Genomic DNA, 12,684 nt, shown 5'->3' with positions numbered 1-12,684 from the left:
GTGCCGCCGGTGTTCGAGTGGTAAACGATGAGTAGTGTTTTGGCCACAGCCAGCAAACCAAACTACAGCGCCATCGACGGCCGCAGCGCCATGGCGGCGCGCCAGCGCAGCAGCTCGGGGTGCTGCTCGCCGGGCTTGCGCTTGACGATGCGGGCAAAATCCACCGCCACCACGGCGGTGATGTCGGCCACCGAAAACCGATCACCCGCGACAAAATCGCGCCCCACGAGGCGCCCGTTGAGCACATCAAAAAACTGGTCGACCCGCGCCAGCCCACGCTCGACCAAGGCGGGAATCTGCGGGTAGTTCACCGCCCCAGGCAGCGCCCGGTTGGCCATGGCCGGCGCGCTGTTGCGCAGTGCCTCGGCAATGGCCAGCAGGCCTTCGAACTCCATGCGCCAGTTCCAGCTGGCGATTTCGGCCTTTTCTGCAGGCGTCTCGCCCCACAGCGGCGGGTGTGGGTAGCGCGCCTCCACATACGCAGCAATGGCCGCGTTGTCGGTCAGCAGCAAGCCCTCGTCGGTGCGCAAGGCGGGCACCGTGCATTGCGGGTTGATGCGCCGATAGGCCTCGCCCAGTTGCTCGCCACTGCGCAGGTCCACCGGCACCGTGTCATGGGCAATGCCCTTTTCGGCCAGCAGGATGCGGGCACGGCGGGGGCTGGGCGCGGTGGCGCAGTCATACAAGGTGAGCATGGCTGAGTCCTGCAGAGCGCTCACGGGGCGGGTGACGCAGCCGACGCAGCGTCCAGCTTGTCCTGGGTTTTGGTATCAAAGTCGCTGGCCTCATGCCGTTCGCGCAGCTGGTTGGCGGGGTCGCCAGTGACACGATTCACCTTGCGCCCATGCTGCACCGCCGGGCGCTTGGCAACCTGGTCGGCCCAGCGCACCACATGCGTGTACTCGTGCACCTGCAAAAACTCGCCGGCGTCATAGGCCTGGCCCTTGACCAGCAAGCCATACCAGGGCCAGATGGCGATGTCGGCCACCGTGTACTCGCTGCCGATCACATACTCGTTGACGGCCAGGCGCTGGTTGAGCACATCGAGCTGGCGTTTGACCTCCATCGCATACCGGTTGATCGGGTATTCGAACTTCTCGGGCGCGTAGGCATAAAAGTGCCCAAACCCGCCGCCCAAGAACGGCGCACTGCCCATCTGCCAGAACAACCAAGACAGGCACTCGGCCCGTGCCGCGCCACTGGCGGGCAATAAGGCCCCGAACTTCTCGGCCAGATACATCAAGATGGCGCCCGACTCGAACACCCGCACCGGGTTCGCGGCATCGCTGCGGTCCAGCAGCGCGGGGATTTTGGAATTGGGATTCACGGAAACAAACCCGCTGCCAAACTGCTCGCCCTCGTTGATGCGGATGAGCCACGCGTCGTACTCCGCCCCGCTGTGGCCCAGCGCCAGCAGCTCTTCCAGCATCACCGTCACCTTCACGCCATTGGGCGTACCCAGCGAATACAACTGCAACGGATGCCGCCCCACGGGCAATTCCTTGTCGTGCGTGGCCCCGGCAATGGGCCGGTTGATGCTGGCGAACTGACCGCCGTTTTCCTTGTTCCATTGCCAGATGGCGGGTGGGGTGTAGGGAGTGGGATCGGGCATGCGGGGCTCCAGGGCAAGTGAGGCGTTGAAGGCGGCTGTGTAGCCAAGTTTCGAATGAGTTTAGCGATGCGGTTTGTTGTCTGCTGGACAGCGACAAATGCCCGGCAATGGGGCTTTACCAACAACGAGATTGCCGAGACCGATCACGCCATGGAAAGCTAACCCGCAGCAATCAGCCTGAAATCGACTTCGCTGCCTTTGGCCTTTGCTATCGGTCTGACAAATTCACCGAGCCTATTGCGCAATTGAACGCCGCGCTCTCCTCTCAATAGTGCCCTAGCCTTAGAACGTGTTCACACGTCTTTTCGGAGATCGCATTGAAGTGCAATCGGGCTATTGGCCGCGTACCTCGCCTTGCATCCCCTCCCGGCAAGGTACTTGTGCGACGCCAAAAAGACTTTGATCAGGCTGTTAAAGATGACCGTGTTGATATTCATTGGCAAGTCGTTGCATAAGCAGATCCACCAGCGCGCGCAGCCTGGGCAACCTGCGCAAATCGCGGTGATAGCCCAGCCAAACATCGCGCCCCGGTGGCGTCTTGATGCATTCCAGCCTTTGCAGGCCGGGATGTGAGTCACCCAAAGGGCAAGGCAATACAGCCAAGCCTACACCCGAAGCACATGCCACTGCCTGCACATGCCGGCTATTGCTGCGAAACGCGATACGCCCCATCGGAAAGACTTCGCGCAACCACACGGCATCTGGCATGTCGCTGAAGCCCAGGTCCATCGTGATGAGACGAACGTCAGCGCTTTGCGTGGGCAACTGCGCGTCGCGCTGGATATACAGCGCATAAGGCACATGCGTCAGCCGTCGCTGTATGACATCGGGTTCATCAAAAGGAACAATGCGAGCCACCAAGTCTGCTTCGCGGCGCGCCAGGCTGAACAGACGTGCATCCGTCAGGAGTTCGATCGTGACCTTCGGGTGTTCGTTGGTAAACGATGCGCAGATGGGCGCCATCACGTGAAGCCCAAACCAGTCCGAGGTGGATACACGAAGGCCGCCTTCCAACTGTTGGTCAGCGGCGTCAAGTTGCCTAGAGAGTGACAGCGCTTGCGCCTCCATACCTTCGGCATGGTTCAAAACTGCGGCCCCCTCGTCGGTCAACACGAAACCTTCCGATGTTCGCTGAAAAAGGGTGTGACCCAGAGAATGCTCCAAAGCCCTCAGCCTGCGCCCCATGGTTGGCTGGCTTTGCCTGAGCGCGCGGCCCGCGGCTCCCTGCGTACCGTGCCGGGCTATGGCCAAGAACACCTGCACATCATCCCAGTTCATCGGGTGGATCATACAAAAATGAATGAACGGATTTCAATCATGAGGCTTTCCATACAAAACCGAACGATGAACACTACCAACACTGTTCATTTCAAGAAAGCACACACCATGACAACCTCGCCCGTTAACACCATGCAGGCACTGGTACTGGAATCAGCCCATGGCGCCCTGACTCCCCAATTGCTACCCCGGCCGCAGCCCGAAGCGGGTCAGGTTCTGGTGCGCATTCAAGCAAGCGGCGTCAACCCACTGGACACGAAGATTCGTGCGGGAGCCGCCGAGCACGCTCAACAACCTCTCCCTGCCATTTTGGGCATGGACCTCGCTGGCATCGTTGAAGATGTTGGGCCCGGCGTTTCCCGCTTCAAGGCGGGTGACGAGGTTTACGGCTTCACGGGGGGAATTGGCGGTTTGCAAGGCAGCTTGGCACAGTATGCCGCCGTCGATGAAAGGCTGATTGCACGCAAGCCAGCCAACTTGACGATGCGCGAGGCTTCAGCCTTGCCCCTTGTCTTCATCACAGCCTGGGAGGGACTTGTCGATCGCGCGAACGTCCGCAGTGGACACAAGGTTCTGGTGCATGGCGGCGCCGGGTGCGTCGGCCACGTTGCTGTGCAGCTCGCCCGCGCACGGGGCGCCGAGGTGTTTGCCACTGGAACTGCAGCGCAGGCTGGCTATATACGGTCCATCGGCGCCACTCCGATTGACTATGAAAAGACCTCCGTAGAGTCCTATGTCAACCAGTTCACGGAAGGCAAAGGCTTTGATATCGTGTACGACACCGTGGGGGGCCCCGTTCTGGACGCATCCTTTCTGGCCACCCGTCGCTACTCGGGTCACGTGGTGACCTCTCTTGGTTGGGGAACTCACAAGCTGGCCCCACTCTCGTTTCGGGGCGCCACCTTCTCGGGTGTCTTCACGCTACTCCCCATCCTCACAGGGCAATTTCGAGAGCATCACGGGGAGATCATGGAGCAAGCGACCATGCTAGCGGAATCCGGGCAGCTAAAGCCGTTGCTCGACCCGGGGACGTTCACCCTCGACACGGCTGCCGAGGCACACGCCCTGGTAGCTGAAGGTCGCGCCCGTGGCAAGGTAGTGGTGAGCGTGTCGGCATGAGCGAACCTTTGCTCAACGTTCCAATTTGCCAGCCAGTATTGAATGCATGAAAAGCGGTGCGATGAGTCAAACAAATGCACACCTTCGCCAGGTGGCCAACGCCTTGATAGCCGCAACCAATGCCTTTGATGTCAAGCACGCGCTGAGCCTGTTCGCGCACGACGCGGTGATCGACGACCCATCAACAGGCCACCGTTTTGACGGCCATGACGGAATACGCAACTACATCGAACAGTATTTCATCGGTTATCACACGGTGACCAGGTTCTTGTCGATGAAGCGTCTTGGCTACAACCGGGCCTGCGTGAGGGTCGATTTCACTGGTGACTTCGGTCATGAGATCGGGAAACTCGAGATCACCGTCAACGCGAAAGGCCTCATTGCCCAAGTTGATGCGGATCTTGAATGATCAAACCGCTTCACCGCCTGTCCCAACGATTGGCCACGTGAAGGTGCGCTACCGGGGGCTCATGAAGAACACGGCGCAGATCGTCACGCTGTTTGCGCTGGGCAATCTGTGGATGGCAAGGCACAAGTTGCTGGCCTGCATGGGGCAGGTGCGCGTGCAGGGGGCGTAAAGCCTCCGATATAGGGGCAATGGCCCTCGCCAAACGCCTGCTGGGTGCGCTGCGCACGCCTCATTACTCAAAGCGAGTGCTGTTTTAGTTCAGGCATCGCTGTGACATAGCCAGAACCGATTCGTGAAGAGCTTCCCTAGAGGACACGTAATGCCTTCGGGGACCATGGCCGCAGGCCAGTTTACGACTCCCACTTCACTGCGGGATGCGTCTCTGGCCCATGAAAAAGCGGTGATAAGTGAACGCAAAAATCGCAGCAACAAACCCGGAGGCCGCCCCCACACCCAGTGCCCAGCGCGGGCCAAAAAAGTCAGCCACCCACCCCACCAGGGGGGCGCCAAGCGGCGTGCACCCCAGAAAGATGGCCATGTAAATGGCCATGACACGACCGCGCATGGCAGGCTCGGTTCTCAGTTGAACCAGGCTGTTGGTCGAGGTCGTGAAAGTCTGCGCCATGGCACCCAGTGCGACCAGCATCACCCCGAACGACCAGACATTGGGCATGACTGCTGCAAGTGCCCCGGCAACGCCAAACCCGAAAGCGCTGGCCGCCAACAGCGTCAGCCGGGGCTGTTCGCGCCCAGCGGCGAGCAAGGCGCCCAACACCGAGCCCACTGCCAGGGCTGAAGACAGCGCCCCATACAAATGGGGGCCGCCGTGAAACGTTGTGACCGACATGGTCGAGATGAAAATCGAGAAATTGACGCCGTAGGTGCCGACCACAAACAGCATCGTCAAGGCGATGACAAGGTCGGGCCTGTGTTTGACATAGCGCAGGCCATCGACCATGCCGGCCCCCGACGCGCCGGTCTTGGTCAGCTGGCGCAGCTCGCTCACACGCATCTTCAGCAACGATGAGAGGACGGCGACAAAGCTCAATCCGTTGATGATGAAAAGCCACCCTGTTCCCCACATGGCGATCAACACCCCCGCGATGGCCGGGCCAATCAATTGAGCGCTGTTGAACAGTGTCGAGTTCAGCGCGATGGCATTGGGCAGGTCTTCATCCCCCACGAGCTCCGCCACGAAGGTCTGGCGCACCGGGGCATCGAAGGCGCTGATGCACCCCATAAGACCGGCAAACACATACACCTGCCACAACGTGACAAGCCCCGTAATCACCAGCAGGCCCAGCCCAAGCGCCGTGGCCGCCATCGCCGACTGCGTGGCCAGCAACAATTTGCGGCGATCAACGCGATCGGCCACGCGGCCCACCAACGGCATCAGGATGATGGGCGGGCCGAACTGCAGCGCCATCACCACCCCCACCGCGGTGCCGCTGTGGGGCGTCAATTGGGTCAGCACCAACCAGTCTTGCGCGATACGCTGCATCCACGTTCCCACGTTGGACACGAAGGCGCCAGCGGCCCAGAGGCGGTAATTGTGCCTGCCCAGCGAGCGAAAGGTCTTTTGAAACCTGGCTCTCATGCTGGTGCCGGATGCTGACGAAAAGGGGTTCATTGGAAGGGCTCGCGTCCGGGCTCGCTGGTGGACAAGCCCGTCAAGGTGGAATGGTCGGTCGGTCAGGCGCTCCGCAGCCTCCGTGCCCCTTGGCGCCGGCACGCACCTAAGCCTGTGCCGATGCCTATGCCGATACCTATAGATAGGGCGTCACTTTTCACCAGACATTGCGGTGGCATGGTCATGGGGTGGACGCGGGCTACAGCGGCAAAGGCGCATCGGCATTTTGCGCATCGGATTCTGGCTGCTCTGTGGCCTCGGGCCGCTCAGGTGCCCGGGGGGCCCCGGGGGGCCGGGCGCTCACCAATCTGCTGGCGCCACATGGCGTAGTACAGGCCGCGCCGCTCCAGCAGCTCCAGGTGGTTGCCCGACTCCACGATGCGTCCCTTTTCGAGCACAAAAATGGTTTGCGCATGCAAGACGGTCGAGAGCCGGTGTGCAATCAGGATGGTGATGCGCGTGCTCTCGGTAGACAGGTGCCGCACGGTGTCGGTGATCTGCTCTTCGGTCAGCGAGTCCAGTGCCGAGGTGGCTTCGTCAAAGATCAGCAGCGGCGGCTGGCGCAGCAGCGCGCGCGCAATCGACAGTCGCTGTTTTTCACCGCCAGACAGGCGCACGCCCATCTCGCCGACGGGCGTGTCCAGCCCCTCTGGGGCCTTGTCCAGCAAATGGGCGCAGGCCGCCTGCTGCATGGCGGCGATGACCTCGGCATCGCTGGCGTCGGGCTTGACCACCAGCATGTTCTCGCGCAGGCTGCCAGCAAACAGATGGGTCTCCTGCGTCACAAAGCCGATCTGGCGGCGCACTTCGTTGTAGCGCAACTGGGTGGTGGAAACACCGTTGTAGAAGATCTCGCCGCTGCCAGGGGCGTACAAGCCCACCAGCAGCTTGACCAGCGTGGACTTGCCCGATCCAGACGGCCCGACAAAGGCCACCGTGTCGCCCAGTCCGGCGCTGAAGCTCACGCCGTCGAGCGCGTTGTCTGCGGCCCCCCGGTGCCGGAAGACAACATCGCGAAAGCGCACTTGGCGCACCGGCCCGACATGCACCGAAACCTTGGGCCTGCGCTCCACCGGTTTTTTCATCAGCGCGTCGAAGTTGAGCAACGACGCCTCGGCCTCGCGCCAGGCCAGGATGATGTTGCCCAGCTCTTGCAGCGGCGCAAAAATGGCCACCGATATGAACTGCATGGCGATCAGTTCGCCCGTGCTCAGCACATCCTTGAAGATCAGCCACAGCAGCGCGAACAAGATGGCCAGCTTGAGCAGGCTGAGCGTGGTGCCCTGCAGAAACGACAACAGGCGGATGCGTTTGACCTTTTGCATCTCGAGCGCAAAGATCTTTTGGGTTTGCGCCTGCAGCCGCCGAATCTCGGGGAAGGTCAGCCCCAGGCTTTTGATCAGCTCGATGTTGCGCAGCGACTCGGTGATGAACCCCGAGCTGCGGTTGGTCTCGCGCACGATCGAGCGCTGCTGGCTCTTGATTTCACGGCTCAGCAAGCCCGTGAGCCCACCCAGCACCAGCACGCCGATCAAAAACACCGGCACCAGTGCCCAGTGCCGCGTTACCGCATACCAGATCAGAAAGCTCACGCCCACGAAGGCAGCGAACACGGTGTTGATGAAGGCGTTGATGAAACGCTCGCTGTCTTGCCGCACTTTTTGCAGCAGCGAGAGCGTCTCGCCGCTGCGCATTTCAGCGAACTCCTGAAATTTGAGGCGCAGCACCTGGCGCAGTCCGTCGTTGAAGATCTGCGTGCCCAGTTTTTGCACCACCAGGCGCGTGACGTATTCCTGCAGCGTCTTGGCCAGCCGCGACAGCACCGCCACCCCCACGGCCAAGCCCAGCAGGCGCAGCACGCCAGAAATCAACTCGTCGTTGCTTTTGCCCGCCGGGTGCACGGCATAGCCGTCAATGATCTTGCCAAAAATGATCGGGTCCACCAGGGCCAGCACCTGGCTCACAGCCGCCAGCAACAGCGCCAGCAAAGCCAGCTTGCCGTGCGGGCGCAGGTAGGTCCAGAGAATGTGCATGGGTTGCCTCCTGCGGGGTGAATGGGCGCGTGCAGCGCAACAAAGGACACAGCGAGCGCCTGTCGCCGGTCAGCGCCCGCCGTGGTTTACAAAGGGTATTGTGGCGGCGCCAGCGCACCCCGCGACTGGAAAATTGAGCCAAAACAGCCTCTAGCGCTTATGCAGAAAGCGCTGGCAGCTATCAAAACCATACCAACCGACACCCTACCGGCGTGCACCGTACACCCGCCACCTTGCCGCGAAACAGGTGCCGTCACGCCCAACGATACGGACGCCTGCCACCGGCAGAATGTGCCATCGGCGCAAGACCGCCTGGGGCGCGGCCCGGGCTTCTGAGGCCGATGCGCCAAGTCAATGGGCCTTGTCCCAGTTGGGCCCCACGCCCACTTCGGCCAACAGTGGCACCTTGAGCGCAGCCACGCCGGCCATGAGGCGCGGGATGTGGCTGCGCAGCCAGTCCACCTCGCCCTCGGGCAGCTCGAACACCAATTCGTCGTGCACCTGCATGACCATCTTGATGCTGGGCTTGTGGGCATCCAGTTCCTTCTGAACCGCCACCATGGCCATCTTGATGAGATCGGCCGCCGTGCCCTGCATAGGCGCGTTGATGGCCGCGCGCTCAGCACCGCTGCGGCGCGGGCCGTTGGGGCTGTTGATTTCTGGCAGGTACAGGCGCCGGCCAAACACCGTTTCGACATAGCCCATGGATTTGGCGGCGGCCTTGGTTTCGTCCATGTACTGCTTCACGCCGGGGTAGCGCTGGAAGTAGCGGTCGATGTAGGCGGCGGCGGCCTTGGTTTCAATGCCGAGGTTTTTGGCCAGGCCAAAACTGCTCATGCCGTAGATGAGGCCGAAATTGATGACCTTGGCGTAGCGGCGTTGTTCGCTAGTCACCTGGTCCACGGACACGCCAAAGACCTCAGCAGCGGTGGCGCGGTGCACGTCCAGGCCGGCGTGAAAGGCGTGCAGCAAGGCGTGGTCGCCGCTGATGTGGGCCATGATGCGCAGTTCGATCTGGCTGTAGTCGGCGCTGGCAATCACGCAGCCGGGCGGTGCCACGAAGGCCTCGCGCACGCGGCGGCCTTCGGGCGTGCGGATGGGGATGTTCTGCAGGTTGGGGTCGTTGCTCGACAGACGCCCGGTGACGGCCACGGCCTGCGCATAGTGCGTGTGCACGCGGCCGGTGCGCGGCAGCGCCAGTTGCGCCAGCTTGTCGGTGTAGGTGCCCTTGAGTTTGCTCAGCGATCGGTGCTCCAGCAGCTTGGCGGGCAGGGGGTAATCCTCAGCCAGCTTTTCCAGCACTTCTTCGTCGGTGCTGCGGGCGCCGGTGGCGGTCTTCTTCACCACGGGCATGCCCAGCTTGTCGAAGAAGATTTCGCCCAGTTGCTTGGGGCTGCTCAGGTTGAAGGGCTGGCCTGCAATCTCGTACGCCTCGGTCTCCAGCTGCACGATGCGTTGGCCCAGTGCATGGCTTTGCGCGGCCAGCGTGGGTGCGTCGATCAGCACGCCGTTGCGCTCGATGCGGTACAGGGCCTCGCTGCTCTGTATCTCCAGCTCGTAGATGAAGCGCAATTTGTCATCCGCCTGCAGCAAGGGCCACAGCGCGTTGTGCACATCCAGCGTCTGGTCCGAGTCTTCGCACGAGTAGGCTGCGGCCTTGTCGACCGGCACCTGGGCGAAAGGAATCTGGTGCGCACCCTTGCCGCACAGGTCTTCGTAGCTGATGCCTTTGCGGCCCGTGTGGCGGTCGGCCAGGCTGGTGAGGTTGTGGGGCTTGTGCACTTCGAGCACGTAGCTTTGCAGCATGGTGTCGTGCGCGTAGCCTTGCACCTCGATGCCGTGGTTGGCGAACACATGGCGGTCGTACTTGATGTGCTGGCCCAGCTTGTGGCGCTTGGCGTCTTCCAGCCAGGGCTTCATGCGCGCCAGCACCTCTTCCCACGGCAGTTGCACCGGCGCATCGGGCCCGGTGTGGGCCAGCGGGATGTAAGCCGCCTCGCCCGCCTGCACGCTAAAGGAGATGCCGACGATTTCGGCGCGCATCTCGTCGAGCGAGGTGGTTTCGGTGTCGATGGCGACCAGCTCGGCCTGGTGCAGGCGCTGCATCCACTGGTCAAAGTCGGTCCAGTTCAGGATAGTGTCGTACACCACGGCGCGGTGCTGGGCCGCCTCGGCCACGGGGCTGGCGGAATGGTCGGAGAACAGGTCGCCGCTTTGGCCGGGCATGGCCACAGCAGGGGCCGCTGCAGCGGCCGGTGCGGCGCTCTTGAGCGCGCTGGCCAAGCCCTTGAACCCATACTTTTCATAGAAGGCGCGCAAAGGCTCTGTTTGTGGCTCGCCCATGGCCATGGCATCGAGTGCAGGCAGGTCTGGCAGATCGGCGGTCAGGTCGCAGTCGGTCTTGATGGTGACCAGTTGCCGGCCCGTGGGCAGCCAGCCGATGGTGTTGCGCAGGTTTTCTCCCGCCACGCCCTTGATCTCGGTGGCGCGTTCAAGCAACGCGTCGAGCGAGCCATATTCCATGAGCCACTTGGCGGCGGTTTTGGGGCCCACCTTGGGCACGCCGGGCACGTTGTCCACCGTGTCGCCCACCAGGGTCTGGTAGTCCACCATCAGGTGCGGGGGCACACCAAACTCGGCGGTCACCCCTGCCACGTCGCGGCGCTTGCCGCTCATGGTGTCGATGATGGTGATGTGGTCATTGACCAGCTGGCTCAGGTCCTTGTCGCCACTGCTCACCACCACCTCGATGCCCTGGGCGGCAGCGGTCACGGCCAGGGTGCCGATCACGTCATCGGCCTCCACACCGCTGATGGCCAGCACCGTCCAGCCCATCATCCGCACCACGTCGTGGATAGGCACAATCTGCGCGCGCAAATCGTCGGGCATGGGCGCGCGCTGGGCCTTGTACTCAGGGTAAAGGGCATCGCGAAACGTGGGGCCCGACGCATCAAAAACGCAGGCGGCGTAGTCAGCGTGCACTTCCTTGCGCAGCGCCTGCATCATATTGATCATGCCGCGAATGGCGCCCGTGGCGGCACTCGTCATGTCGCCCGGCACGGCCCGCAGGTCGGGCATGGCATGGAAGGCGCGGTACAGGTAGCTGGAGCCGTCCACCAGCACCAGGGTCTTTTTATTGCTCATGCGGCGATTGTGCACAGGATGCCGGCCCCGATGCGCCAGCCCACCCGGGCTTCCCGGCAAATACCCTGTAGGGGACAAAGCCCCATTGCGCTTCAATGCCAACGTAAAACCACAGACACAAGAGAAGCACCTTGAAACTCAAAAAAATCGCCCTGGGGGGCTTGTTGGCCCTGGCCGTGGCTGGCACCGCTGGGTGGCTCAGCCTGGACAAGGAAACCCGTGGCTTGCTCAAAACCGTGCCCACCAACCGCGACCTGCTCTTCTGGACCGTGCCGCAGCGCGATGCGGCCTTTCGCGCGCTGGACCGCATCTCGCTGCTGGCCAAGTGGCACGTGATCCCGGCCAGCACCGCCCCAACCGCCCTGCCACCCGGGCCACCGCTGGCATTGCCGCTGGATATCGACACCTACATGGCGGGCCAGCGCGCGGCTGGCCTGGTGGTGGTGCACAACGGCAAGTTGCGCCTGGAGCGCTATGGCCTGGGTTTTGACAAGGACGGGCGCTGGACGAGTTTCTCGGTGGCCAAATCCTTCACCTCCACCCTGGTCGGTGCGGCGCTGCGCGATGGCGCCATCAAGAGCATGGACGACAAGGTGAGTGCCTACATACCCGACATGAAAGGCTCGGCCTATGACGATGTGAGCGTGCGCCAGTTGCTCACCATGACCTCCGGCGTGCGATGGAACGAAGACTACGCCGACCCGAACTCCGACGTGGCGAAGTTCAACAACCACAAACCCGAAGGCGGTGTGGACGCCCTGGTGAGCTATATGCGCCAATTGCCGCGCGAGGTGCCTGCCGGCACGCGCTGGCACTACAGCACGGGCGAGACCAACCTGGTGGGCATTCTGGTGAGCCAGGCCACGAAAAAATCACTGGCCCAATACCTCTCCGAAAAGGTCTGGCAACCGGCGGGCATGGCGCAGCAGGCCACCTGGCTGCTGAGCAAGACGGGGCAAGAGATCAGCGGCTGCTGCCTGCAGGCCGCCACGCTGGACTATGCGCGTTTTGGGCAATTCATTCTGGGCGGCGCTGTGGTCAACGGCCAAAGCATCGTGCCCGACGGTTGGCTGGCCGAGGCCACCACACGCCGCACTCCCATCGACCAGCCGGGCCGGGGTTATGGCTACCAGTGGTGGACGTATGACACCGGCAGCTTCAGCGCGCGGGGCATCTTTGGCCAGGGCATCTTCATCGACCCCGCACGCCAACTCGTGATCGTGTCGAACGCCAACTGGGCGGGCGGCGCACGCGACCCGGTCGCCATGGAGGCCCGCGAATCGTTTTACCGCCTGGTGCAAAAGGCGGTGGACGACGAGGCGGGCACCGCGCCCGGCGCTGCAGGCACACGCTGAAATTTTGCCCGGGTGCTGCACGGGGCATCCGGGCAAAGCCAGCGCACCCGGCGGCACCCCAAAGCCCCGGAAAGCCCCCCACACCCCCAAGCCCGGTGCCGCCC

General features: G+C 62.6%; 9 protein-coding genes and 1 pseudogene. 4 read left to right on the top strand and 6 right to left on the bottom strand.

What is annotated here, in order from left to right; all coding sequences use genetic code 11:
* Positions 1-62: 62 nt before the first annotated feature.
* The 3 genes from KI609_RS06625 to KI609_RS06615 form a co-directional block, all read right to left on the bottom strand.
* Complete coding sequence (locus KI609_RS06625; RefSeq protein ID WP_226448358.1) at positions 63-695, bottom strand: glutathione S-transferase family protein; 633 nt, start codon at positions 693-695, stop codon at positions 63-65.
* A 20-nt stretch (positions 696-715) separates the two neighbouring features.
* Entirely contained in the window at positions 716-1,612 is an 897-nt protein-coding gene (gene yghU, locus KI609_RS06620) for a glutathione-dependent disulfide-bond oxidoreductase (RefSeq protein WP_226448353.1), read from the bottom strand.
* 411 nt (positions 1,613-2,023) lie between these two features.
* Positions 2,024-2,890: a LysR family transcriptional regulator gene (locus tag KI609_RS06615; RefSeq protein WP_226448350.1), complete on the bottom strand. Its 867-nt coding sequence runs from the start codon at positions 2,888-2,890 to the stop codon at positions 2,024-2,026.
* A 66-nt stretch (positions 2,891-2,956) separates the two neighbouring features.
* On the opposite strand from KI609_RS06615, the gene KI609_RS06610 reads away from it, so the two are divergent.
* The 3 genes and pseudogenes from KI609_RS06610 to KI609_RS06600 form a co-directional block, all read left to right on the top strand.
* Positions 2,957-4,009: a zinc-dependent alcohol dehydrogenase family protein gene (locus KI609_RS06610; RefSeq protein WP_413463378.1), complete on the top strand. Its 1,053-nt coding sequence runs from the start codon at positions 2,957-2,959 to the stop codon at positions 4,007-4,009.
* A gap of 46 nt (positions 4,010-4,055) precedes the next feature.
* Positions 4,056-4,418 (top strand): YybH family protein, encoded by a 363-nt coding sequence (locus KI609_RS06605; RefSeq protein ID WP_226448348.1) that lies wholly within the window; start codon positions 4,056-4,058, stop codon positions 4,416-4,418.
* Positions 4,419-4,449: 31 nt separating this feature from the next.
* Positions 4,450-4,587: pseudogene (locus tag KI609_RS06600) on the top strand (IS5/IS1182 family transposase); the annotation flags it as partial.
* Positions 4,588-4,782: 195 nt separating this feature from the next.
* Here KI609_RS06600 and KI609_RS06595 read toward each other — a convergent pair.
* The 3 genes from KI609_RS06595 to polA form a co-directional block, all read right to left on the bottom strand.
* Positions 4,783-6,015, bottom strand: a complete 1,233-nt coding sequence (locus KI609_RS06595) for an MFS transporter (protein WP_413463377.1) — start codon at positions 6,013-6,015, stop codon at positions 4,783-4,785.
* A gap of 299 nt (positions 6,016-6,314) precedes the next feature.
* The gene (locus tag KI609_RS06590) at positions 6,315-8,081 is read right to left on the bottom strand and encodes an ABC transporter ATP-binding protein (protein WP_226448343.1); all 1,767 of its coding nucleotides are present in this window, start codon (positions 8,079-8,081) and stop codon (positions 6,315-6,317) included.
* A 351-nt stretch (positions 8,082-8,432) separates the two neighbouring features.
* Positions 8,433-11,225, bottom strand: a complete 2,793-nt coding sequence (gene polA / locus KI609_RS06585) for a DNA polymerase I (RefSeq protein WP_226448341.1) — start codon at positions 11,223-11,225, stop codon at positions 8,433-8,435.
* A gap of 131 nt (positions 11,226-11,356) precedes the next feature.
* On the opposite strand from polA, the gene KI609_RS06580 reads away from it, so the two are divergent.
* Positions 11,357-12,580 (top strand): serine hydrolase domain-containing protein, encoded by a 1,224-nt coding sequence (locus KI609_RS06580; RefSeq protein WP_226448339.1) that lies wholly within the window; start codon positions 11,357-11,359, stop codon positions 12,578-12,580.
* Positions 12,581-12,684 lie beyond the last annotated feature (104 nt).

Origin of the sequence: Acidovorax radicis, from assembly GCF_020510705.1 — a bacterium.
Classification (GTDB): domain Bacteria; phylum Pseudomonadota; class Gammaproteobacteria; order Burkholderiales; family Burkholderiaceae_C; genus Acidovorax; species Acidovorax radicis_A.
This window is presented reverse-complemented; position numbering and strand designations above follow the sequence as displayed.

Excerpts from the sequence above, each read along its gene's own strand:
- KI609_RS06625 (WP_226448358.1), bottom strand. The coding sequence starts at position 695 with ATGCTCACCTTGTATGACTGCGCCACCGCGCCCAGCCCCCGCCGTGCC.
- KI609_RS06590 (WP_226448343.1), bottom strand. The coding sequence starts at position 8,081 with ATGCACATTCTCTGGACCTACCTGCGCCCGCACGGCAAGCTGGCTTTG.
- KI609_RS06615 (WP_226448350.1), bottom strand. The coding sequence starts at position 2,890 with ATGAACTGGGATGATGTGCAGGTGTTCTTGGCCATAGCCCGGCACGGT.
- yghU (WP_226448353.1), bottom strand. The coding sequence starts at position 1,612 with ATGCCCGATCCCACTCCCTACACCCCACCCGCCATCTGGCAATGGAAC.
- KI609_RS06595 (WP_413463377.1), bottom strand. The coding sequence starts at position 6,015 with ATGAGAGCCAGGTTTCAAAAGACCTTTCGCTCGCTGGGCAGGCACAAT.
- KI609_RS06610 (WP_413463378.1), top strand. The coding sequence starts at position 2,957 with ATGAACACTACCAACACTGTTCATTTCAAGAAAGCACACACCATGACA.
- polA (WP_226448341.1), bottom strand. The coding sequence starts at position 11,225 with ATGAGCAATAAAAAGACCCTGGTGCTGGTGGACGGCTCCAGCTACCTG.
- KI609_RS06605 (WP_226448348.1), top strand. The coding sequence starts at position 4,056 with ATGAAAAGCGGTGCGATGAGTCAAACAAATGCACACCTTCGCCAGGTG.